The organism is Enterocloster sp. HCN-30185, from assembly GCF_037890305.1.
In the GTDB taxonomy this organism is placed as follows: domain Bacteria; phylum Bacillota; class Clostridia; order Lachnospirales; family Lachnospiraceae; genus Enterocloster.
Genome location: NZ_JBBKBT010000001.1, coordinates 449479 through 472152, shown reverse-complemented (window position 1 = coordinate 472152; position 22674 = coordinate 449479). Strand labels below are relative to the sequence as shown.

Sequence of the window (22674 nt, the reverse complement as noted above, 5' to 3'; positions counted from 1 at the left end):
AGGGGAGGCAGGAAAATGGAAAAGCATTTAAAGGGAAGCTTTACCGTGGAAGCAGCCGGTGTGATGGCAGTGATTTTATTTGGGATTGGTACGATCATTACAGAGGCAGGCAGAATCCATGATCAGGTATCGTGTGCAATGACCGTTCATGAGGCGGCAGAAAAGGCACGTCATGAGAAAACTGTGGATTTAGAAGAAATAGAGGCCTTTTTTCAGAAAAACAAAGGATTGAGGCTCCACATGAAGGATGACCGGCTTTCTCTGAGAGAAGAGGGGAAATGGATTCGTGCGGCAGGGCGGGCAGAAAACTGGGAAAAGGAGATCCGGCTCCGACGCTTTCGCCCGGAAACATTTCTGCGGAAGATTACATTGATAGAGAAACTGGGGGAAGAGGATGAAGATCAGCTATATCCGTGAGATGAAGCGCAGCTATCTTACCATTGAAACAGAAGATGAGGAGCAGAGGGAAAAGGGAGCCTGGGAGGCAGGAATGCTGGAACAGAACAGAATCCGGGGACTGCTTCCCATGAGAGTGCGTTATGAAGAAGGAAGGGAAATTTACTGTTACGATATCACATCCCGCCAGCCGCTGGAGCGGATATTGGAAACTCATGCAATGACAGGGGAGCAGGTCAGAAGTTTGTTCTGGCAGCTTTACCGGGCTTTGGAGGAGATGGAAAAATATCTTTTAGAGAGTGGAGGGATTCTTCTAACGCCGGAATTGATCTATGCGGAACCAGAGCGTTTTGAAATAGGGCTCTGTGCAGTTCCGGGAGGAAAGGGAGATTTTGCAGCAGAACTCAGCCATTTTCTCCAATACCTTTTAAAACATGTGGATCATAGGGACAAGGACTGTGTGGTATTGGCTTATGGTTTGTATCAGGAGAGCTTAAAGGAAAATTATGGGATTGAAGATCTGGTAAAGATTGTGGCTGAGGAGAAAACAGGCCGTCCGCCGCAGGAGGCTGGTCAAAAGGCGGAACGGATTAAGGGGATACAAAAGACCGGGGAGGATGAAGTACGGGATACTTCGGGAGCATTGCAAAAAGCAGAAGGAAGATCGAATAAAACAGCTTTGCCGCGGCAAACTTCCACGGATTTACCGCAGGAGGCTGCCGGACAGACTGAATTATGCGAAAAGAAAAGGCAGTCTGAAAAAAATATTGGAAAACAGCTTTTAAAACGTATGGCAGCCACAGCAGGCATGTTCAGCCTGATCTCTCTGGGAATCTGGTTTCTGAGAGGAATAGAAACACTTTTAAATCTCAGCTTTTATCTGGTCATAGGCGCAGCTGCGGCAGAGGTTTTTACGATTTTGGCAGTCATTTTCTGGGAAAGAAGAGAAAAGAAACCGGCGGATACAGAGAAACAGATAAAAAATACCAGGGATGAAGAGGATCCCTGGCGTATTCTGTATGAAGATGAGGAGGGGGCAGAGGAAGAAATAGAAAACAGCAGTACAGAGTCTTCTTTAAGAACAAACGCTGCTTCAATAGCTTCCCCGCCTCCGGAGGATTTCCAGACTACGGTTTTGTCCGTCCATCCGGAAGCAGAAGAGTGTCACTGCCTTACAGCCCTCCATCCGGAAATATCCTCCATAGAAATTCCCTATTATCCCTTTGTTATTGGGAAGCATAAAGAACTGGCAGATTATGTTCTCGATTATAAAACAGTCAGTCGGTTTCATCTCCGCCTTGACCGTACAGAAGACAAAATTACAGTCACTGATTTAAACTCTACGAACGGAACTACCGTAGCAGGTGTTTTGCTGGCGGCCAATGAAACCGCAGAACTGAATCCGGGAGATGAGGTACGGATTGCGGATCTGCGGTTTGTGTGGAAATAAGCCTGTTTTTACAGCTTCCAACCCTCCGGCAGGTAGGCTTTTGTATTTACAAGCATATCGTGAACCAGTTCCCGGATTTCCTGTTCGGAAGGATTTTTGCCCTTTACGATCGGATCGTTCATAAAGGCGGTTACTACCAGTTCTTCGTCACAGGTAAGGGCAGCCTTTAAGATGCGCTCATGGTTTTCTACATGAGGCATGATCAGAGCTTTCACGTCTTCAGGGAGTTCACCTGCTGCAACCGGATGAATACTGTCTAAGTCAAAGAGCGCATTCGTTTCCACTAGGGCGTTAGCAGGCAGATTGGGGATCTGAAGGGCTGTATTGGGGATGTTTACATTGCTTACAAAACGATCCAGACCGCAAAGGGCTTTGATTAAGAGGATGCCCTCCTCACCTGTAGGCTCTAAAGTTACTTCTTCCTCAGCATTTGCCAGTCTGTGGCTTCTCTCCAGGCGCTTCTGTAAATCGTTCTTTCTCCAGTCCACGGTAGTCAGGCCGAATTTCCAGGAATGTACGGTTTCTGGATCATTCAGGTATTCGTTTCCGGGCATAAATTCAGCCAGATGGCGGTCGCCTGCGGCAGCAATGAGACCGAAACGGTTAAAGAGATCCATTTTTACCCGGTGAGCGCATTTGAAAGAAGAATTCATCCAGTTTTCACCTTCAAGTTCATAGCCATCTTCAAAGTGTTTGGAAATGTAGTTTTTGTATACGGGGAAAAGATCAACGCCCTTATAATTTGCTTCCGTAAACCAGGTGAAGTGATTGATTCCCACTACATTTACATGAACGTCATGCCAGTCTTCAATGGTATTTCCTGTTTCTGCTTCATAGATTCCCTTTAATACCTTCTGTGTACCGAATACCTCATGGCAGCAGCCAAAGGCCTTGATCTCCGGGAATACGTGGTAAAGAGTTTTTACGCACAGGGACATAGGGTTGGTGTAGTTGATAACCCAGCAGTCCGGCGCATAATCCCGGATGGCTTCTGCGATTTCAACAAACATGGGAATGGTGCGCAGGGCACGGATCATGCCTCCGGGGCCTGCGGTATCGCCTACAGACTGATAGATGCCGAGGCGTTCGGGAAGATGAACATCGGACGCCATTTCATCAAAGGTACCTGGAAGGATGGAGATAACGGCAAAGTCACAGCCTGTCAGAACATCCTGTAAGCTGTCCTTTACTTCAAATTTCCAGTCACCCTTTGCGTCCTCCCGGCTCATAAGGTGATTTCCGATCACTGCGTTGTTTTCCGCTGCCTGACGGTCAATGTCATAAAGTCTGATGGTTCCGCTGATCTGATCGTCCAGAGCCAGATCCGTTATAAAGGTCCAGGCCCAGCCTCTGGAACCGCCTCCGATATAGGCAATTTGAATATCCGATACTTTGTTATTGCTGTAGTTCATGATCTTACCCTCCTAAAAATCTCTGTACGAATGTTTATAAGTATTTGCTGATTTATATTTTACTCAATGGATGTGGTGAATGCTAATAAAATCAGATGATTTTTTAATGTTATTATCTAATCGGCTACAAAAAGCGTAGAAAATCGGAAGAACTTGCAGTATAATAGCAGAAAAATAAAGTAGGCAGGTCAGAAGATGGGAGAAAATACAGAAAAGGATACGATCTATCTCACCTCCGAACAGTTGGGAGAGGAACCGGAAATTTTATTTCAGGAGGAGATTTCCGGTATTTTTGCAGAAGAAGCAGTGCGCAGGCACAGTTTTTCCATGGTAAGCCGTCACTTTCACCAGAGTCTGGAGCTGTATTTCCTTTTAGAAGGAGAGCGGTTTTACTTTGTAGAGCAGGATACCTATCACATGAAGGAACAGATGGCGATTCTGGTCGATCAAAACCAGATTCACAAAACCTGCCCGGCAGGAAACGGAAAAAGTCATCACCGGTTTCTTTTGCAGCTAGAGGGAGAAGCTTTAAGCTGCCTTTTGAAACTTTGCGGTTTCCGGGGACTTTTGGAGTTTGGAGAGCAGTATCGGGGAATTACCTGTTTTTCGGACGGCGAATGGAAACAGGTGCTGGAGCAGCTGGAAAAGATAAAAAAAGAAATGAGTATGTCCCAAAGTGCACCCGGATGGTCAGATACGGAAAAGAGAACGGCGGAGGGGATGGTGCGGCTGTATACGGCCCAGCTGCTTCTGCTTCTGATACGAACCAGAAGCAGAGCAGAGGCGGAAGGATGGAAGGAGCCAGGACAGACCAATATAGTTCATACGGGAATGTATCAGAAGGTTCATGAAATTGCGATTTATCTGCAGAATCATTCCGCAGGAAAACTCTGCCTAGATGATCTGGCAGCCCATTTTTTTATCAGCCGTTCCTATTTGACCCGGATTTTCCGAACAGTTACAGGTTTTACAGTCAATGAATATCAAAATATCTGCCGCATTAAAAAGGCCCAGATTCTGCTCAGGGAGACGTCATTGACTATGACAGAGATAGCAATGGAAACAGGATTTGGAAGCCTTCCCTATTTTGAACGGGTATTCCGCAAGGCTACCGCTCAGACTCCTATGCAGTATAAAAAATCTCACCCTTCACCGTGAATGCGGGCTATATAGGAACTGGGAGTCATGCCGGTTTTTTTCTTAAACAGCTGAGAAAAATATTGCGGACTGTTTCCGCAGCCCACCTGCTCTGCTATGGTCTGAATCTTATCGCTTTCGGCAGAGACAAGCAGCTGTTTGGCCCGTTCTATTCGGACATCGGTGAGATAGCTGGAAAAACGGGTGCCAGTTTCCTTTTGAAATTTTTTACTGACATAGTCTGTGTTCATAAACAGATGCTGCTCTGCAATCCGCTTTAGGGTCAGGTTGGGATCAGAGAGGTGTTCGTTTACATAGTCGCAGATCTGCTGGGTCATGGCGCTGATGGAGGAAGTCTGAGGCTTAGCCGATAAGAGCTTTCTCAGCTTTTCTGCAAGGGTAAGCTTAAGCTGCTCCAGATTCATTTCCTGAGTTACATTTAAAAGCCATTCTGTCAAATCTACAGTGGAAAGGCGGTTGTCAGCAGCAGCAATTTTTAACATCAGGGAATTAGATAGCTGTTTGAGGAATGACAGGTCTGTTACATCTGACAGGAGGTCTATTAGGTTGTCAATGGCCTCTGTTTTCCTGTTCAGAAGGGCGTCCGTCATTTGCTTTTCCGCATCATCCATAATGCAGCTGTAGTTACAGCTGGAAAGGATGCGAAAGTCATTGATATAATAAATCATACTAAATCGTTTTATCTTATCCAGAATTGTTTCCAGAAGGTTTTGGAGATTTTTAAAGGATTGATCTTCTGTTTCCAGGGAAGGACTGCGTCCGGGAAACTTTATACTGGAGAAAAAATGGGACATATCCTGATAATTCCCTGCAAATTCTTTAAAAAATAGTAACAATGTACAGTTAACATAGACACCGTGAATGGTAACCTCAGGGAAATGGCTGTCTGCATAGAATTTAAGCTGCTGTAAAAATTCTTCCAGATTCTTCTCCTCCAGAAAATAAATATAAAAAAGATGATAGGATGAAAAATAAAAATCCATATATGGATCATATGCGCACATAATTTCGTCATAGGAACGTTTCTGACAGATGGCGTTATTAAGGATGGTAAAAATAACATTGTGCCGAATGCTGCTCATGGCTGGATAGGAGTGTTCCGAACTGTTTTTTTTATAACAGTCCTGGGCAATTTCCTGTATGCTTTCAAGAATCTGCGCTTCGCTGCAGGGTTTAAGCAGATAGTGACGGATTCCGTATTTCATAGCCATTTTCGCATATTCAAATTCTCCGTAACCAGAGAGGATAATGAACTGGGTGTTCAGATCTGTTTCGGAAATCCGACGAATCAGCTCCAGACCGTCCATTCCGGGCATTCGTATATCGGTGAGCACGATATCCGGTGTTTCATCCAGAATCATATCATAGGCCTCAAGGCCATTTTTGCAAAGTCCTACCAGTTCAATATCGTACTGTTCCCAGTCAATGATTGTTGAAATAGTTTCGCGTATGATGCGTTCATCATCAGCAATAATTAATTTTAACATGAGACAAATCACCCCCGTATGGTGTGGAATAATAATGACAATATTTAAAAGTGAAGGTTGGATACAAAAGGTCTAAGTCTGCTGTTTTGATATATCATCTGCTGTAAAGAGACTGAGCAGATTGCGGTTCCTCAAATATAAAAGGGAGTGTTATGATCGCAATGGCCTTATCCTCCTCATTAAGGAAGGAGAGGCCATAAGCATCTCCGAACAGCATTTGAATACGCTGGTTGATGTTCAGAAGACCAATTCCAAATCCATGGGAACTTTTGCTTCCGTTTTGAAGATTCTCCAGCAGATTTTCTTCAAAAGAGGATCCCTGATTTGCTACTTCGATGATAAGAAAATCTCCTCTCTGATAGGGATAGACAGAGATTTCGCAGGTTTCAGTCATCTCTTCCATACCATAGCGTATGGCATTTTCAAGCAATGGCTGTATTGTCAAAGGAAGAACCAGTGCGTTTTTTAAATTTTCTGTACATTCGGAGTCATAAAAACGAAACAGCAGACGCTCTTCAAAACGGATTTTCTGTATCGTAATATAATTATTAACAAGATTCAGCTCGTAATTTAAAGGCACCAGGGACTTTTCGTTGCTGAGAGTGGCGCGCAGTAAGGCAGCCAGAGACTGGACGATATTTGATATGGTATCATCCTTCAGCGCTTTGGCACGCCAGTTGACGGTTTCAAGTGTATTGTATAGGAAATGAGGATTAATTTGTGATTCAAGGGCTTTCAGACGGGCATCTCTATTTAAAATCTGATACCGGTAATTCGTATTTACCAGATGTTGAATACGTTCCGCCATAGCGTCAAAACTTTGATGCAGTTTTCCTATTTCATCACTTCTCTGACTGTAGTCTATCCTGCTTTCAGGAAGTTGAAGTTCAGTTTGACTAAATATTTCCATTTTATGTAAAAGAAGTTCAAAATCCCTTACGACATAACGCATCATGATATGTGCAACGAACAATGATAAAAGCAGACCGGCCAAAAGAATGACTAGTATCAATTGAAAAACTGCAACGATAGACCGATTGATATCGTCATAGGGGATCAGATTTATGTAATTCCATTCATAGGAAGGAATACGGCTTCGTACTGCAAAATATTTGTGTCGGTTCTGTTTAATGATATCGTAAGGACGTTGCAGCTTTTCATACAGCAGTAAGGCCCAATCCTGAGAAATTCCTTCAGAATGGTAAATCAGCTTTTCATTGTCATAAATCAGGTAATGTCCGCTTTCATAGGTATTAACAGCCTGATTGGCATCTCCCACCAAATCGTCTAAATTTATAAATAAAAGCAGATATCCCAGTGGTTTTAAACTGAGATTTTCAGTTTTTCGAATCTGACGGCTCAAAATAAGATAATGGTTTGAACTGTCAGAAATCCATACAGCGGAGCCGGAAGCCTGAGCGGCTTTTTGAAGGATTTCTCTCAAAAACTCAGGTGGGATTCTGCTCATGACCGGGAAGTTGCTGCAGTTAGTGAAGCGGGGGTTAACCAAAGCTATACAGGACAAATTATTTTGCTTATATGTTTGCTGGTAAGTGGATACAACTTCATTTAGAAGCGAGTAGTTTTTGGAGAGCGTCAGAACATCGTCGTTAGAGTTGACAGCATCTAAACTTTCCTGTACTTCCTTTTGCGCAATGACGACAGAAGAAAAGCTTTCAATATTTTTTAGATGTTTGGAAATAGTACTTGCAGAAAAGCTCAGGTTTCCAGCAATAGCTCTGTAAAGCTGTTCGTTGTAGGAATATTTGCTGATTTGCAGAGCAAGGAGAAAGAAAAGTAGTATCAAGGTCAGTACAGACAGAATGATACAGGATAATTTTTGCTTTAAAGGCAAATTGCTCAGATACTTCATTGGAGGGCCTCTTTTCTATAATACAATTATTTTATCATAAAATAAAAAATTGACAATAGATGACAGGAGATGATGGGGTAAAACAGATAAAATGTGCAAAAAGCCGGATTTCTAACAATGAAACACGGTTTTGTTGATTTTTTTAACAAATAAAATTATATATAATATAATTAACAAGTAAAAGTATATAAAGATGGGAGGAATACTTTATGAAAAAGAAACTGGCGATCCTGATGGCAGCATCTATGTTGGCAGTAAGCCTGTCGGGCTGCGGAGGCTCAAAAACAGATGCTCCTGCTGCGGACGGAACAGCGGCAGGCACAGAAGCAGAGGCAGCCGGAGACGGCAGCGAGCTGGTATTTGCATGGTGGGGCAATCAGGTAAGAAATGAAAGAACCCAGCAGATGCTGGAGCTGTATTCTGAGCAGAATCCGGGCGTAACCTTTGACGGACAGTTCTCTGAGTGGAATGATTACTGGAAAAAGCTTTCAACAGCAGCGGCAGGAAATTCTTTGCCGGACATTGTTCAGATGGATATGAAGTATATTAACCAGTATGTAAAGAACGGCCTGCTGGTTGATCTGACTCCTTATATTGAGGACGGAACAATTGACGTTTCCAACTGCAATGAGAGCGTTCTGAATGCGGGAAAGGTCGGGGACGGAATTTATGCGATCTGTAACGGAATCAATGCGCCGGGCCTTCTCTATAACAAGACCGTAACGGATGCTGCAGGCGTTACAATTAAGGACGGCATGACGGTAGACGAATTTATTGATATCTGTCGTACGATCCATGAGAAAACAGGATATAAGACGAATTTTCTGTATACTCAGAATGAGATTTTCTGTGAATATCTGCTCCGCGCAAAAGGAATTGTAATGTACGGTGAGGGAGCACTGGGTGGTACGGCTGAAGATTATGCCGATTATTTTGTGCTGTACAGACAGGGGCTTGATGAAGGATGGCTTTGCGAGCCGGCTGTATTTGCAGAGCGCACCATCGGTTCTGTAGAGCAGGACCCGCTTGTATACGGTTCCAGCCCTGACACACGTTCATGGTGTATGTTCCAGTATACCAATCAGTTAACAGCAGCCAGAAATGCAGCTCCTGAGGGAGACCATATTGCACTCAGCACATGGCCGACGTCGGATCTTGAAAAATCCAATTACCTGAAGCCAAGCCAGTTCTTTGCAATCACAACTCAGGGCTCCAATCCGGATGAATGTGCAAAGGTGCTTGATTTTATTACCAACTCTGTAGATGCAAACAATATCCTTCTGGGTGAGAGAGGTATTCCGCTGTCTTCTGAGGTTGCAAATGCAATTTCTCCTCAGATGGACGAGACCAGCCAGGAGATCATCAAATTTATCAATGAGGTAGTATCTCCGAAGTGTTCTCAGGTTAATCCGCCGCAGCCCGATGGATATACAGAGGCTAACGAGGTCTTAAACAGAATGGAAGAGAAGGTTGCGTATGGAGAACTGACTCCGGAAGAGGCTGGAAAGGTCTTCTTTGAAGAGGCGAATGCAGCTCTTGCAGCCAAAAAGCAGTAACAGGCAGAAAAACTGAATGCAGAGTAAGACAAAATTGTCAGAGGGGGAGGCGGGGGTGCCGACTCCCTCTCTTTGACTTCAAAGCTGTTATATTATGATGAAAGAGAGGCGAATATCATGAAATCATTGCGAAAGCAGTTGGGAAAGGAGAGCGTCAGCGGAGTTCTTTTTACGCTTCCGTTTATCATAGGCTTTATCCTTTTTATGATTGTTCCTATGGGAATTTCGTTATACTATTCATTCTGCGATTATGATATTTTATCACCGCCGGTTTTTTCCGGGTTGAACAATTTTAAGGAAATGCTGAAGGATGATATTTTAATTCAGAGTATTAAGGTAACTTTTTATTTTGCATTTGTATCTGTTCCACTGAAGTTGCTGTTTGCACTTATTGTCGCCCTGTTGCTTCTGAAAAATTCCAGAATGTCCGGTTTTTACCGCGCAGCGTATTATCTTCCTTCGATTATCGGCGGCTCTGTAGCAGTGTCGATCCTGTGGAAGAGAATGTTTGCTATGGATGGCGTTATTAATAAGCTTCTGGGAGTGATCGGAATTGAGACAAATTTTCCCTGGCTGGGAGATACGAAAACCGCGTTATGGGTACTGATTATCCTTGTGGTATGGCAGTTTGGTTCATCTATGTTGATTTTTCTGTCTGCTTTAAAACAGATTCCTGTTACTTTGTATGAAGCAGCTGAGGTAGATGGAGCTACTTCTATTTCCAAATTTTTCCGTATCACACTGCCATTGCTGACACCGACGATTTTCTTTAACCTGGTTATGCAGATGATCAATGGTTTTTTGGCATTTACACAGAGTTATATCATCACTCAGGGAAAACCTATGAACTCTACCCTGCTTTATACCGTATATATGTATCAGCAGTCATTTCAATTTTATAATACAGGATATGGTGCTGCAATGGCATGGGTAATGCTTTTGATTATCGGTTTAATTACTCTGGGACTCTTTGCGACCAAGAGATTCTGGGTATATGAAGGAGGTCTGTAAAAGTGAAGGAAAAAAGACTCGGAAAGGCCATTATATACCATATTGTTGTGTTTATCATAGGAGTTATCATGATTTACCCGCTGCTGTGGATGGTGATGAGTTCATTTAAGGAAACCGGTACGATCTTTACTACGGCAGGCAGCCTGATTCCTGAAACCTTTACACTGGAAAATTACACAAATGGATGGAAGGGATTTGCAAAAGTTCCATTTTCTGCCTTTTTTAAGAACTCTATGCTCATTTCTGTTTTGGCTACGCTGGGAACAATTATGTCTTCTGCGCTTGTAGCATACGGATTTGCACGTTTTAAGTTTTTTGGACATAATATTTTGTTTGCAGCTATGCTGGTTACCATGATGCTTCCGGCTCAGGTGCTTATGATACCCCAGTATCTGTGGTACCAGAAATTAGGCTGGGTAGGAACCTATCTTCCGTTGATTGTACCCTACTTCTTTGCAACACAGGGATTCTTCGTATATATGATCTCCAATTTTATCGGAGGAATTCCAAAGGAGCTGGATGAGGCGGCTAAAATCGACGGCTGTTCTTATTGGGGCATTTTTGTCAATATCATGCTGCCGCTTATTAAACCGGCGCTGGTTACGTCCTGTATTTTCTCATTCATCTGGCGCTGGGATGACTTCCTTTCACCGCTGTTGTATGTCAGCAAATCCAGCAAGTATCCTGTATCCCTTGCATTAAAGCTGTTCTGTGATCCGGGTTCTACATCAGACTATGGAGCAATGTTTGCAATGGCTACGTTGTCGGTTTTACCGGCAATTATGATTTTCCTGTTCTTCCAGAAATATCTGGTAGAAGGAATCAGTACATCCGGCTTGAAGGGATAATGAAATTTCTGCATCAGGAAAACTTAAAAAAGAGGGTTTGAATATGGCTGAGAAAACCAGAAAAATCATTGATGCCCACGGGCATTTGGTACAGTATATTGCCGGAACCGGCGCCGGAGGGGAACTGCGTTTTGTGGGAAACGGGATGGCAGAATATGCATCCGGAGAGAGGTTCCGTATTCTTCCGGAGCAGTTTAACAATGGAGTTGTGACTGCGGAGGATATGCTGAAGCTGATGGACAATAACGGCGTAGATAAGATGGTGCTGCTGCAGGGAAACTATATCGGGTTCCAAAATCTGTATTCTCTTGAGGCAGTAAAGAAATATCCAGATCGGTTCCGGTCAGCGGCATCCTATGATCCGTTTTGCAGGAACAGGGAACAGATACGAAGACATTTGTTTGAAGAACTGGGATTTCCGATTGTGAAATTTGAGATGAGCACTGGTTCTGGACTTATGTGCAACCATTTTACGCTGCCTCTGGATGATCCTATGATGATGGAGGAATTTGGATATGCGGCAGAGCACGACCTGATCTGTGTGGTAGATATCGGCAAATGCGGAAGTGAAAGCTGGCAGATTGAAGCCCTTCGCAATGTAATCCTGAGATATCCCCAAATGAAGTTTGTAGTCTGTCATTTGCTGGCAGTGGCAGCAGGATATGAAGAAAAGCTTCGGGAGGGATTACAGGCTCTGGCACTTCCAAATGTATGGTTTGATCTGGCGGCGGTTCCGAACAATTGCCGTCCGGATCCATACCCCTTCCCCTGCGCGACGAGATATCTGCGCATTGCAATTAAAAGTGTGGGGATAGATAAGATTATGTTTGGTTCGGATGTTCCGTCCGTTTTGACAAAAGAGTCATATGAGCATCTGATCGGATGGATTTCTCGGAGTGAGGAGCTTACAGAGAATGAGAAGGGGAAAATTCTTTATGAAAATGCCGAGGAGGTTTATTTCGCCTGACGGATAGGAGGTTGATATCAGGCTGTAAATTGACGGTATCGGGTGGATTTTTCTGTGATTTTAAATTAATGTCTGGAAGAGGAGTTGGTATCATATATGATATTGACTTCTTTTTTGTTTTTTAGAATTATCCGAAAAAGGAGGGCTGCATATCTGGACAAAATAGATGATAAAAGAGCAATATAGTGATAGAAAAAGAGAAAATACCGTATTAAAATGGACAAAAACCGAGGTATAGACACAAAATTGCCCGGTACAGAAAGGAAAATGAAACTGAACTATGATAAAGCTCAGCTTGAAGCGGTTGTAGACAAAGTGGCAGAGCGCACCATGAACATGGATATGACCTGGGACTGGCCCTGCGGTGTAGCTTATTACGGCATAACGGAGGCCTATGAAGCGACAGGAAATAAGAAGTACCTTGATATGGTAAAAGAGAGGGTAGATGAGCTGATCAGCCTGGGGCTTCCGGACTTTACGGTAAATAACTGCGCCATGGGCCATGTGCTTCTGACGCTCTATAAGGAAACAGGTGATGAGACTTATAAAAAGATCATAGACGATAAGCTGGATTACCTCACAAACCATGCTCTGCGCTTTGGGGATCATGTCCTTCAGCACACCGTATCTGCAAATAATGATTTTCCGGAGCAGTGCTGGGCAGATACCATGTTTATGGCTGCATTTTTCATGCTGCGGGCAGGCGTTATGTTTGAACGTCCAGAACTGGTGGAGGATGCTTTAAACCAGTGGTACTGGCATATCCAGTATCTGCAGAATGAGCGCACCGGCCTCTGGAGAACCATTCTGGATGATCCGAAGTCCTATGAGGAGGTTTCTGCCTCTGCCGGAATCGCAGCAGCTATGGTGTTAAAGGGAAATCCTCTTCATATTAAATATATTAACAAAGCCATCACAGGAATTTTGGAAAATATTTCTGAGGATGGAAAGGTAATGAATGTATCCGGCGGAACAGCAGTGATGAAGGACAGAGAGGGATACCGGAGCATTTCCAAACGCTGGATCCAGGGATGGGGCCAGGGAATGGCGCTGGCATTCTTCGGTACGGTCCTTAATTATGAAAAATTTACAGGCGACGGAGCGCTGTAGGAGGGAGAGTGCCAAAGGGCAGGCAGAGAAAATGGAACATACAAAATATCCGCATACAAAGGGCAGCTTTACACTTCCGGGAGAGGCAGGCTGCGAGGCTTTGACACTGGAGCTGGCAGATCAATGGGGGGCAGATGTGATCCGTGATTCAGACGGAACCAGGCTTTCAGATGAAATCGTAAATGCAGGCTATGGGATCTATTCCACGATCTGCATCATCCGGGACCACAATGAATGGGCCAGAGCCCATATGGACCGTCTGCAGCAGACATTTCTCATGTCTGCTCCCAAAACTGCAAAAGCAGATACAGTAATAATCGGCCTTCTGGACGGCTATTTTAAGGAGCAGTTTCTTGTAAATGGTTCAGAGGATTCTCTGGAATTCTGGCAGGTGTTTGACCGCACGGACAATGCAGAGGTTCCCAGAGAGCAGTGGACCTTTGATGAGGCGCAGGGCACTGTGACGGTTGCAGGAATCAGGGCATATCACGATTATACGGTGAATTTCCTGGCATATCGGATCTGGGAAGAGATCAATATGTATAATCATGTTACAAATCACTGGGATAAGGAGCATCTGATGCCCGTTGATCCCCGTTACCCGGATACGCAGGAATATCTGCTTTCCTGGCTGAAAAACTGGTGCGGGGAAAATCCGGATACCACGGTGGTACGTTTTACCTCTCTTTTCTACAACTTCGTTTGGATCTGGGGAGAGGATGAACGCCATAGAAACCATTTCACAGACTGGGGCTCCTATGACTTCACCGTAAGCCCCAGGGCTTTGAAGGAGTTTGAGAAGGAATACGGCTATGGCCTGACCTCTGAGGATTTTATCAATCAGGGACGCCTTCACGCGACTCATATGGCTCCCGGCAAAAAGCAGCTGGATTATATGAAATTCACCAACCGTTTTGTGATTTCTTTTGGAAAGCAGCTGGTAGATCTGGTTCATTCCTATGGAAAAAAGGCCTATGTGTTTTATGATGACAGCTGGGTAGGACTGGAGCCTTATTTCCCAACATTTACAGAATTTGGATTTGACGGTATCATCAAATGTATCTTTTCAGGCTATGAGGTCCGCCTGTGTGCAGGTGTGGACGCTCCGGTTCATGAGGTTCGCCTTCATCCCTATCTGTTCCCTGTGGGACTTGGAGGGGCGCCTACCTTTTCCGGAAATGGAGATCCCAAAAGAGATGCTGAAAAATACTGGATTGCGGCAAGAAGAGCCATGCTCCGGGCAAAAATTGACCGGATCGGTTTGGGAGGGTACCTGCATCTGTTAGAGGATTATCCTGATTTTGTGGAATATATCAGCCGGACTGCAGATGAATTCAGAGCCATAAAGGCTCTTCATGAGGAGGGAGAGCCCCAGCTTCTGCGCCTTCATGTGGGAGTGCTGACTGCCTGGGGAAAAACACGCTCCTGGACACTTTCCGGCCATTTCCATGAGACCTGGCAGAATGATCTGATACATATCAATGAGGCATTGTCCGGCTGGCCGGTAAAGGTGGATTACATTGATTTTGAGGATATAAGGGAGCAGGAGCTTTCTGACTATGATGTAATTATCAATGCAGGCTTTGCAGGAAGCGCATGGAGCGGCGGAGAGCAGTGGAACGACAGCCGGGTACTGGAAAAACTCAGAAGCTATGCAGAGGAGGGCGGATGTATCCTGGGAGTATGCCAGCCTTCTATGATAAAAGGATATATGACGAATTTCCGTCTTGCAGATGTGCTGGGCGTAGATCAGGATACGGGCGAACGGTGCTGTCATGGGCGGATTTCTTATAAAAAGGCAGAGAAATTCTTTGGAGATGACAGTGTATTCAGCAAAAAAGAGCTTGATTCGATTGCAGGAAGCCTGAAAGGAACGGAAGGTATTTATCTTACAGATTTTAATGTACAGGTGTTGGCGGAGGATGTGGCCTACAGCCCGATTGGAGAAGAGGTACATAGCCCTAAGCTGACCTATCACCCTTATGGAAAGGGCTGCGGCATTTACCTGTCACATTTTACATACAGCGTTGAAAACAGCCGTTTTCTTCTGGAACTGCTCTTAAAGGCAGCGGGAAAGGAAGAGGCAAAAGCGCAGCTGGGAGATAACATATATTGTGAAGCAGCTTATTTCCCCTGTTCAGGAAAGGCAGTGGCAGTCAATAATTCTGATCGGCCTCAGCACTTGAAGATCACCCTGGGCGGTGCCGTAAAGGAAGTGGATCTGGAGCCCTGCGGCAGCTGCATGATAGAAATATAATCATAAAAAAGCGCAGGTAAAAGAGATGGCAGAGTACAGATTTACAGATCAATGCTTTGAAAATGCTACGGAAAAATGACCAGAAGCGCAGGAATTTAAAGGCCTATGATCAGTTTGCGTCCAATGTTCGCCGCTATGTAATGGAAACCAGGAGGCTGGGCGCTGTACCGGTGCTTGTTACCCCTATGAGCCGGATTCCGGTTCGGGACGAAAAGGGCTGGTATGATCTGCTGGAGGCTCATGCAGACAGTATCCGACGTGTGGGGCAGGAGATGAACGTTCCTGTGATTGACCTTCACAGCCTGACTTTTGAAGCATTCTGTTCCATGGGGCCGGAGACCTGCCAGAATTATTTTAATGATACCACCCATGTAAATGATTACGGCGGAGCTCTTCTGGCCGATATGATGGTAAAAGAAATACGGAGGCTGAGAATTGAGCCGCTGTGCAGTCATATGAACCATACCGTTTCTGGTGGCTGGGAACCGGATCTGTCCCTTCGTCCTCAGGGACAGGCAGAAAGCAGCAAGATCGAGGAGCGGCCTAATCTGAGCATGGATCTGCCGGAGCTCCCCTATGAGGACTGCCGCAGCCTGACCAAAAAGGATGTGGAAATGCTCGAGCAGGCGATGAAATGCGGTCTTTTAGACCCCTGCGTGCGATATCTCCATCCCTTGGAGGAAATGCCACGGGCGCAGTTTGTGTTTCTGTTCCTGAAAGCAGTGAAACCAACGCTCAGACGCCCCTGGCAGGGTGAGTATTGTGACTTAAGCCGTTATGAGTATGATGCGGAGCAGATTCAGGCGGCCTGGGATGAAAACCTTATTGATCCAGAGACTACACCGGATGATCGCTTCCGTCCGGATGATCCGCTGACACTGGGAGAACTCATAAGCTTTACTGTCAGGGCATTCCGCCCCAAACAGCAGAGAAGGATTGGAAGTCTGGAATGCATCCGGGAGGCAGAAAAACTGGGATGGATCAAAGATACCTGCCAGGATATGAACCGAGTTGTAACCAGAGCAGAGGCAATCCAAATGACGGTAAATTTGTACTGTGAAAAATTTACATAATTCTTCCTTAATTGGGCGATTTTTACAGGGGATGGGGAGAATTTTCCATATTGGGAATGCAACCCACTTAACAAGAGATTAAAGTTATGTTAATATTAAGCATATCTGGAAATGATTGTAAACGACATTGAAAATGGATAATCATTCCGGATATGCTTTTATCGTATGGTATGAAAAGCGGTTCGGGCCGCAGGAGGGAGGAATGTCAAAATGACAGACGATAAGTGTATTTTCTGCAAAATTGCAAACGGAGAGATACCGTCCGCAACAGTATATGAAGATGATATGTTTCGGGTTATTCTGGATCTGGGACCGGCGACCAGAGGCCATGCCCTGATTCTGCCCAAGAATCATTTTGCGGATGTATGCGCACTGGATGAGAAAACAGCTGCGAAAGTGCTTGCTATAGGAGCAAAGGTCGGCGCAGCGATGAAAGAAGGATTAGGCTGTGCAGGTTTTAACCTGGTTCAGAATAATGGAGAGGCAGCCGGACAGACCGTGATGCATTTTCATATGCATGTGATCCCCCGCTATGAGGGGGGACCCAATATAGTCAGCTGGACACCCGGAGCTGTTTCCGGAGATGATCTTACAGAGCTGGCAGAAAAAATAAAAGGCAGTTTTCGAAAGCAGGAATGATTAAGAAGATGGATGAAAAAGCCAGAAGGCGGTTTGAGCAGATGTACCAGGAGTATGAAGGTACCGTCCGCAGACTTGCCTATGGATATAATATTCCTGTAGATTATATAGACGACATCGTTCAGGATACATTTGTTTCCTATGCCCAGTATGATTATTCTCTGGAGCAGACAGAAACGGGCAAGAGGATACTTCTTGGCCGGATTGTGAAAAGCCGTTGTGTAGATTACCGCAGAAGGCTTGAAAACAGAACCTGTGAGGATGTAGATAATGATGATTTTATAATGGAAGACTTCAGGATACAGAATAGAAAGCAGAGTATTCCGGAGTATGTAGCCAGTAAAGAGCGATGTATCGCCATACTGGATGCAATTGAGAATATGCCTGATAACTGGCAGAAGGTGGCAAATTTAAAACTGATACAGGGAAGGCCCACAGAGGAGGTATGCCAGATCCTGAATATTTCAGAAAAGGCCTGCTACTCCAGAGTGAGCCGTATCAGAAAGTATATGGAAACCCTTCTCGGAAATGAAATGTGGCCGTAGAAGCGATTATTTTCCTTCGGAACATTCATTGATCAGCGTCATGATAGTTTCCACTGCATGGTTTAATTTACTTGTTTCCATGGCGCTGATATAGGAGGAACGATTGGCATAAAGTTCAGTTACTGCTTCACAGAGACTATCATCTGTGATGGCTTCCTCCTCTAAAACCTTGCTGAAGCCCTGCTTTGCAAAGGAATTTGCATTTAAGATCTGATCGCCCCGGCTGGCAGCTGCGGACAGCGGGATCAGCAGATTGGGCTTGCGGAGGGCTAAAAGCTCGCAGATGGAGTTGGCTCCGGCTCTGGAAATAACGATATCTGCCGCTGCAAAGAGGTGTTTTAACGGAGCGTCTACATACTCATACTGCACATATCCCTCGGTGCCGATGAGAGATTCATCCAGATTGCCCTTACCGCAGATATGTATGATCTGGAAAGAGGGCAGAAGACGGGGCAGTATACGGCGCACAGCGGTGTTGACAGCCACAGACCCAAGACTGCCTCCTATGATCAGCAGGACTGGTTTCTCTTCTTTTAAGTGCGCATAAGCCAGTCCGGAAGTCCGTTCTCCCTTTAAAAGCTCTGCGCGGATGGGAGAGCCGGTGAGAACTGCCTTGTCGGCGGGAAGATATTTCATGGTTTCGGGAAAATTGCAGCAAACCCTTGCGGCAGAGGGGATGCAGATTTTATTTGCCAGTCCCGGCGTCATATCAGATTCATGGATAATGGTGGGGATTTTATAGTGTTTCGCGGCCAGTACAACCGGAACGGCTACAAATCCGCCTTTTGAAAATACAACATCCGGCTTATAGCGTTTTAAGAGGCGTTTTGCCTCGGCATAGCCCTTGATCACACGGAAGGGATCTGAAAAATTTTTCAGGTCAAAATACCGGCGCAGCTTACCGGAGGAGATCCCGTCATAAGGAATGCCTGCATTTTCAATAAGTTTTCGCTCTATTCCCTGATAAGAACCGATATAACGGATCTCATACCCGGCTTCCTTAAGAGATGGGAGCAGGGCCAGGTTTGGAGTGACATGGCCGGCAGTGCCACCGCCGGTCAGAATGATTTTTTTCATAATTGACCTCCTGAATGAGTATCTGTAACAGCACGGAAAACAGAGGTGCTATAGTATTATAGTAAGCGTTAACTGCAAAAAGTCAACCCTAAAGCATCAGGGAACTTAAGGAGATTTGGCAAACAGAGGTGACCCGTGGAAAAATTTAACAGCAAAAAACCAGATCAGAATGATAATATGCAGAGAGAGCCGGGAGAAATAAGCGGTTTTTCAGATGAACAGGTTTTAAGGGAGTTTGAGGAGGCTATGAAAAGTACGATCCCCCTGCCTCCCCCACCGGAAAATGAATTTGAACAGATCTGCCAGCGGATAGAAAAGGAAAATAGAATGGAACAGATTGACGGATTTTTGTGAAATATCATTTTCAGTGCAAGAAAGGACACACCCCATGCAAAACCTAAAAGAAAAATTTCAGCGTTTTATGATTGGCCGATACGGCGCAGACCAGCTGGGAAGATTTCTGTCGATTGTAATTGTCATATTGGCAGCAGTAAGCTTCTTTATACGTTCCTACTGGTTTGGCTCATTGATCCGCAGTGTGCTGATCATCCTTTTGGCAATTCTTTATTTTCGGATTTTTTCCCGGAACATTACCAGGCGCAGTCAGGAAAATAATGCGTATATCCGCCTGCATTTTCAGGTTTCAGAGCGCTTAAAAGGCTGGCGCTTCCATCTGGAGGAGAGACGCAGATATAAGATTTTCAGCTGTCCAGGCTGTAAACAGAAGATACGTATTCCCAGAAATCATGGGAAGGTCAGCATCCGCTGTCCCAAATGCGGCCATGATTTTATAAAAAACACAGGCGCGAAAAAATAGACTGTAGTACCGGAAAAGCAAAGACTGCTTTTGCCGGTATTTTTTTGTTATTTTTCCATAAAACGCGTTAGTTTACATAGAATTTACAAAACTTATACCTTTCCTTGCTTTCTCTCAATGTAAAACTTTTGTATACTCCTCCATGTAGCGAAGAACACAACACAATGAAAATAAAGCGCAGAGCGCAACGTGGAGGAAAGAATATTATGAAAAAGAACAGCAAAATGATTCTGGCAGCAGTTGGTACAGCAGTGATGGCAGCAGGTATGCTGGCAGGCTGCGGAAGTTCTTCTAAAGAGACAACAGCGGCACAGACAACAACAGCGGCAGACAGCAAGGCTGCTGATACCACGGAAGCAAAGAAAGAGGAGAAAACAGAGGCTGCTGCTGATTTAAGCGGAACCATCAGCATGGTAGGTTCTACTTCTATGGAGAAGTTCGCAAATGCACTCAGTGAAACATTCATGGAAAAATATCCTAAGGTCACTGTGACGGCAGAGTTTGTAGGATCCGGTGCAGGCGTTGAGGCAGCTGCAAATGGAACAGCAGATATCGGAAACGCTTCCAGGAACTTAAAAGACGAGGAAAAAGCAAAGGGAATCGCTGAGAATATAGTAGCAATCGACGGTATTGCAGTGGTTGTTGATCCTTCTAATACGGTAGAAGATCTGACAAAGGATCAGCTGGCCGGCATTTATGACGGAACAGTAACCAACTGGAAGGATGTAGGCGGAAATGACGCTCCGATCGTAGTCGTAGGCCGTGAGTCCGGTTCCGGTACCAGAACCGCTTTTGAAGAACTGTTAGAGCTGGAAGATAAGTGCAAATATGCAAATGAGCTGGACAGCACAGGAGCTGTCATGGCAAAGGTTGCTTCTACTCCCGGAGCCGTAGGCTATGTGTCCTTAGACGTACTGGATGATACGGTAAAAGCAGTAAAGCTGGAGGGCGCAGAGCCTACAGAAGAAAACATTAAGGCTGGAACCTACTTCTTAAGCCGTCCCTTCGTAATGGCTACCAAGGGTGAGATTTCTGAGCAGAATGATCTGGTAAAGGCTCTGTTTGACTTCATTTATTCTGAGGAAGGCGCTGAACTTGTAAAGTCTGTAGGACTGATTTCTGTAGAGAAATAATCCGGGCTGGAAAGGAGACGATCTGCAATGACAACGGAAACCTGTTCCATACGTTCCCATCATGGCAGCAAGTCCGGCGTAGAAAAAGCTGCACAGGTGATTTTCACCGCCTGCGGCTTTTTCGCTGTTCTGGCTGTTGCATCCATTACACTGTATATGATTATCAGCGGCACTCCCGCCCTGTTTCAGATAGGTCTTACAGATATCCTGTTCGGTTCTGTGTGGAAGCCGGATGCCGCAGATCCCAGCTTTGGTATCTTATATGTTATCCTGACTTCTATTGTGGGAACCTTCCTTGCGATCCTGATCGGAGTTCCTATTGGAGTGATGACCGCTGTGTTTCTGGCGGAAATCGCACCGAAAAAGATTGCATCCGTAGTGCGCCCGGCAGTAGAACTTCTGGCTGGAATTCCGTCTGTTATTTATGGACTTCTTGGTATTCTGATTTTAAATCCGCTGATGTATAAGCTGGAGCTGATCATTTTTAAGGGAACAGATCACCAGTTTACCGGAGGAGCAAACCTGATTTCAGCAGTGCTGGTGCTGGCTCTGATGATTCTTCCTACAGTGATCAACATCAGCGAGTCTGCTCTGAGAGCTGTGCCTCTGCACTTCAGAAGCGCTTCTCTGGCAATGGGCGCTACCAGGATCCAGACAATTTTCCATGTGGTGCTTCCGGCGGCCAAGTCAGGTATTATCACAGCTATTGTACTGGGAACGGGCCGCGCCATTGGAGAAGCTATGGCCATCAGTCTGGTATCCGGAAGCTCGGTGAACCTTCCGCTGCCCTTTAATTCTGTCCGTTTCCTGACAACCGCTATTGTGGCTGAAATGGGATACGCTTCCGGTCTCCACAGGCAGGTGCTTTTTACTATTGGACTTGTACTTTTTGTATTTATTATGCTGATCAATATCAGTCTTACAGGAATTCTTAAGAAGGGAGATAAGAAGAATGACAGGTGAAGCAGCCGTCAGGCTTAATAAATATTCTGAAGTTAGAGAAAGCATTTACGGAAAGCATGTCCGTTCGTCAGATATGCTGCTCACAGGTCTTATTTATGGCTGTACCGCTGTTTCTCTGCTTATTCTTGTGGGCATTCTGGGATATACATTTGTAAGAGGGATTCCTCATGTGACCTGGTCTTTCTTAAGCACTGCTTCCAGTGCGGTCAAGGGAACCTTTGGTATTCTGGGAAATATTATTAATACGATCTACATAGTGGTAATTACACTGTTGATCGCTACTCCCATTGGCGTAGGTTCTGCCGTTTATTTGAATGAATATGCAAAGCCGGGGAAGATTGTCCGGATGATCGAATTTACGACAGAAACCCTTTCGGGTATTCCCTCCATTATCTTTGGACTTTTTGGAATGGTATTTTTTGGAAATACCATTGGTCTGGGTTATTCCATTCTTACCGGTTCCCTGACGCTGACATTGATGATCCTTCCCCTGATCACGAGAACGACACAGGAGGCTTTAAAGACGGTGCCGGACAGTTACCGTCATGGCGCTCTTGGGATCGGAGCTACCAAATGGTACATGATCCGTACGATTCTTCTTCCCAGTGCTATGCCGGGTATTGTTACGGGCGTGATCCTGGCTATCGGACGTATTGTAGGAGAATCTGCGGCTCTTTTATTCACTGCAGGAAGCGGTTACTATCTGCCCAAAAATATTCTTGGCAAGATTTTTGAGTCCGGAGGAACGCTGACGATCCAGCTGTATCTGTTTATGCAGAAGGCAAAATATAATGAGGCATTTGGAGTAGCTGTGGTACTTCTGGTAATCGTTCTGGGTATTAACGGTCTTGCAAAATATTTGTCCCATCGCTTTAATGTGGAAACCCGATAAGCGCCGGAGG

At 45.0% G+C, this 22674-nt stretch carries 21 protein-coding genes; 17 read left to right on the top strand and 4 right to left on the bottom strand.

Annotation, left to right across the window (positions count from 1 at the left end):
* Positions 1 to 15: 15 nt before the first annotated feature.
* A complete protein-coding gene (locus tag WKT10_RS02180; RefSeq protein WP_066545069.1) occupies positions 16 to 417 on the top strand; it encodes a hypothetical protein in 402 nt (133 codons plus the stop codon).
* Entirely contained in the window at positions 395 to 1846 is a 1452-nt protein-coding gene (locus WKT10_RS02175) for a DUF6382 domain-containing protein (protein ID WP_340275152.1), read from the top strand. The genes WKT10_RS02180 and WKT10_RS02175 overlap by 23 nt, the downstream gene beginning before the upstream one ends.
* An 8-nt stretch (positions 1847 to 1854) precedes the next feature.
* Here WKT10_RS02175 and WKT10_RS02170 read toward each other — a convergent pair whose 3' ends face one another.
* Positions 1855 to 3258 carry a family 4 glycosyl hydrolase gene (locus WKT10_RS02170; RefSeq protein ID WP_340275149.1) on the bottom strand — a complete coding sequence of 468 codons (1404 nt, stop codon included), beginning with the start codon at positions 3256 to 3258 and terminating at the stop codon, positions 1855 to 1857.
* Between the two features lie 195 nt (positions 3259 to 3453).
* Here WKT10_RS02170 and WKT10_RS02165 point away from each other — a divergent pair, with 195 nt between their 5' ends.
* A complete protein-coding gene (locus WKT10_RS02165) occupies positions 3454 to 4416 on the top strand; it encodes a helix-turn-helix transcriptional regulator (protein WP_317438020.1) in 963 nt (320 codons plus the stop codon).
* Here WKT10_RS02165 and WKT10_RS02160 read toward each other — a convergent pair.
* Positions 4401 to 5903: a response regulator transcription factor gene (locus WKT10_RS02160; protein ID WP_340275146.1), complete on the bottom strand. Its 1503-nt coding sequence runs from the start codon at positions 5901 to 5903 to the stop codon at positions 4401 to 4403. The genes WKT10_RS02165 and WKT10_RS02160 overlap by 16 nt on opposite strands.
* 94 nt (positions 5904 to 5997) lie before the next feature.
* Positions 5998 to 7776: a sensor histidine kinase gene (locus WKT10_RS02155; RefSeq protein WP_340275144.1), complete on the bottom strand. Its 1779-nt coding sequence runs from the start codon at positions 7774 to 7776 to the stop codon at positions 5998 to 6000.
* A gap of 209 nt (positions 7777 to 7985) precedes the next feature.
* On the opposite strand from WKT10_RS02155, the gene WKT10_RS02150 reads away from it, so the two are divergent.
* The 9 genes from WKT10_RS02150 (at position 7986) to WKT10_RS02110 (ending at position 17782) form a co-directional block, all read left to right on the top strand.
* Complete coding sequence (locus WKT10_RS02150) at positions 7986 to 9332, top strand: ABC transporter substrate-binding protein (RefSeq protein ID WP_340275142.1); 1347 nt, start codon at positions 7986 to 7988, stop codon at positions 9330 to 9332.
* A 117-nt stretch (positions 9333 to 9449) separates the two neighbouring features.
* Positions 9450 to 10343: a carbohydrate ABC transporter permease gene (locus tag WKT10_RS02145; RefSeq protein ID WP_340275140.1), complete on the top strand. Its 894-nt coding sequence runs from the start codon at positions 9450 to 9452 to the stop codon at positions 10341 to 10343.
* A 2-nt stretch (positions 10344 to 10345) separates the two neighbouring features.
* Positions 10346 to 11191, top strand: coding sequence for a carbohydrate ABC transporter permease (locus WKT10_RS02140; protein WP_340275138.1), 846 nt, complete (start codon positions 10346 to 10348; stop codon positions 11189 to 11191).
* Between the two features lie 43 nt (positions 11192 to 11234).
* Positions 11235 to 12158 (top strand): amidohydrolase family protein, encoded by a 924-nt coding sequence (locus WKT10_RS02135; RefSeq protein WP_340275136.1) that lies wholly within the window; start codon positions 11235 to 11237, stop codon positions 12156 to 12158.
* A gap of 267 nt (positions 12159 to 12425) precedes the next feature.
* A complete protein-coding gene (locus WKT10_RS02130) occupies positions 12426 to 13268 on the top strand; it encodes a glycoside hydrolase family 88 protein (protein WP_340275134.1) in 843 nt (280 codons plus the stop codon).
* Between the two features lie 31 nt (positions 13269 to 13299).
* On the top strand, positions 13300 to 15525 hold the full coding sequence (gnpA, locus tag WKT10_RS02125; RefSeq protein WP_340275132.1) for a 1,3-beta-galactosyl-N-acetylhexosamine phosphorylase: 2226 nt from the start codon (positions 13300 to 13302) through the stop codon (positions 15523 to 15525).
* Between the two features lie 62 nt (positions 15526 to 15587).
* Complete coding sequence (locus WKT10_RS02120) at positions 15588 to 16598, top strand: hypothetical protein (protein WP_340275130.1); 1011 nt, start codon at positions 15588 to 15590, stop codon at positions 16596 to 16598.
* Between the two features lie 210 nt (positions 16599 to 16808).
* Complete coding sequence (locus tag WKT10_RS02115; protein WP_066545043.1) at positions 16809 to 17237, top strand: HIT family protein; 429 nt, start codon at positions 16809 to 16811, stop codon at positions 17235 to 17237.
* Positions 17234 to 17782, top strand: coding sequence for an RNA polymerase sigma factor (locus WKT10_RS02110; RefSeq protein ID WP_337434203.1), 549 nt, complete (start codon positions 17234 to 17236; stop codon positions 17780 to 17782). Before WKT10_RS02115 ends, WKT10_RS02110 begins: the two co-directional genes overlap by 4 nt.
* A 6-nt stretch (positions 17783 to 17788) precedes the next feature.
* Here WKT10_RS02110 and WKT10_RS02105 read toward each other — a convergent pair whose 3' ends face one another.
* Positions 17789 to 18859, bottom strand: a complete 1071-nt coding sequence (locus WKT10_RS02105) for an undecaprenyldiphospho-muramoylpentapeptide beta-N-acetylglucosaminyltransferase (protein ID WP_337434202.1) — start codon at positions 18857 to 18859, stop codon at positions 17789 to 17791.
* Between the two features lie 135 nt (positions 18860 to 18994).
* On the opposite strand from WKT10_RS02105, the gene WKT10_RS02100 reads away from it, so the two are divergent.
* The 5 genes from WKT10_RS02100 to pstA all read left to right on the top strand — a co-directional run bounded on the left by WKT10_RS02100 (position 18995) and on the right by pstA (position 22664).
* Positions 18995 to 19213: a hypothetical protein gene (locus tag WKT10_RS02100; RefSeq protein ID WP_337434201.1), complete on the top strand. Its 219-nt coding sequence runs from the start codon at positions 18995 to 18997 to the stop codon at positions 19211 to 19213.
* A 34-nt stretch (positions 19214 to 19247) separates the two neighbouring features.
* Complete coding sequence (locus WKT10_RS02095) at positions 19248 to 19676, top strand: hypothetical protein (protein ID WP_337434200.1); 429 nt, start codon at positions 19248 to 19250, stop codon at positions 19674 to 19676.
* A 206-nt stretch (positions 19677 to 19882) separates the two neighbouring features.
* The gene (locus WKT10_RS02090; protein ID WP_337933770.1) at positions 19883 to 20809 is read left to right on the top strand and encodes a phosphate ABC transporter substrate-binding protein; all 927 of its coding nucleotides are present in this window, start codon (positions 19883 to 19885) and stop codon (positions 20807 to 20809) included.
* Positions 20810 to 20836: 27 nt separating this feature from the next.
* Complete coding sequence (gene pstC, locus WKT10_RS02085; protein WP_340275125.1) at positions 20837 to 21772, top strand: phosphate ABC transporter permease subunit PstC; 936 nt, start codon at positions 20837 to 20839, stop codon at positions 21770 to 21772.
* The gene (gene pstA, locus WKT10_RS02080) at positions 21762 to 22664 is read left to right on the top strand and encodes a phosphate ABC transporter permease PstA (protein WP_066545032.1); all 903 of its coding nucleotides are present in this window, start codon (positions 21762 to 21764) and stop codon (positions 22662 to 22664) included. Before pstC ends, pstA begins: the two co-directional genes overlap by 11 nt.
* Positions 22665 to 22674 lie beyond the last annotated feature (10 nt).

Excerpts from the sequence above, each read along its gene's own strand:
- WKT10_RS02180 (WP_066545069.1), top strand. The coding sequence starts at position 16 with ATGGAAAAGCATTTAAAGGGAAGCTTTACCGTGGAAGCAGCCGGTGTG.
- WKT10_RS02175 (WP_340275152.1), top strand. The coding sequence starts at position 395 with ATGAAGATCAGCTATATCCGTGAGATGAAGCGCAGCTATCTTACCATT.
- WKT10_RS02170 (WP_340275149.1), bottom strand. The coding sequence starts at position 3,258 with ATGAACTACAGCAATAACAAAGTATCGGATATTCAAATTGCCTATATC.
- WKT10_RS02165 (WP_317438020.1), top strand. The coding sequence starts at position 3,454 with ATGGGAGAAAATACAGAAAAGGATACGATCTATCTCACCTCCGAACAG.
- WKT10_RS02160 (WP_340275146.1), bottom strand. The coding sequence starts at position 5,903 with ATGTTAAAATTAATTATTGCTGATGATGAACGCATCATACGCGAAACT.
- WKT10_RS02155 (WP_340275144.1), bottom strand. The coding sequence starts at position 7,776 with ATGAAGTATCTGAGCAATTTGCCTTTAAAGCAAAAATTATCCTGTATC.
- WKT10_RS02150 (WP_340275142.1), top strand. The coding sequence starts at position 7,986 with ATGAAAAAGAAACTGGCGATCCTGATGGCAGCATCTATGTTGGCAGTA.
- WKT10_RS02145 (WP_340275140.1), top strand. The coding sequence starts at position 9,450 with ATGAAATCATTGCGAAAGCAGTTGGGAAAGGAGAGCGTCAGCGGAGTT.
- WKT10_RS02135 (WP_340275136.1), top strand. The coding sequence starts at position 11,235 with ATGGCTGAGAAAACCAGAAAAATCATTGATGCCCACGGGCATTTGGTA.
- WKT10_RS02130 (WP_340275134.1), top strand. The coding sequence starts at position 12,426 with ATGAAACTGAACTATGATAAAGCTCAGCTTGAAGCGGTTGTAGACAAA.
- gnpA (WP_340275132.1), top strand. The coding sequence starts at position 13,300 with ATGGAACATACAAAATATCCGCATACAAAGGGCAGCTTTACACTTCCG.
- WKT10_RS02120 (WP_340275130.1), top strand. The coding sequence starts at position 15,588 with ATGCTACGGAAAAATGACCAGAAGCGCAGGAATTTAAAGGCCTATGAT.
- WKT10_RS02115 (WP_066545043.1), top strand. The coding sequence starts at position 16,809 with ATGACAGACGATAAGTGTATTTTCTGCAAAATTGCAAACGGAGAGATA.
- WKT10_RS02110 (WP_337434203.1), top strand. The coding sequence starts at position 17,234 with ATGATTAAGAAGATGGATGAAAAAGCCAGAAGGCGGTTTGAGCAGATG.
- WKT10_RS02105 (WP_337434202.1), bottom strand. The coding sequence starts at position 18,859 with ATGAAAAAAATCATTCTGACCGGCGGTGGCACTGCCGGCCATGTCACT.
- WKT10_RS02095 (WP_337434200.1), top strand. The coding sequence starts at position 19,248 with ATGCAAAACCTAAAAGAAAAATTTCAGCGTTTTATGATTGGCCGATAC.
- WKT10_RS02090 (WP_337933770.1), top strand. The coding sequence starts at position 19,883 with ATGAAAAAGAACAGCAAAATGATTCTGGCAGCAGTTGGTACAGCAGTG.
- pstC (WP_340275125.1), top strand. The coding sequence starts at position 20,837 with ATGACAACGGAAACCTGTTCCATACGTTCCCATCATGGCAGCAAGTCC.
- pstA (WP_066545032.1), top strand. The coding sequence starts at position 21,762 with ATGACAGGTGAAGCAGCCGTCAGGCTTAATAAATATTCTGAAGTTAGA.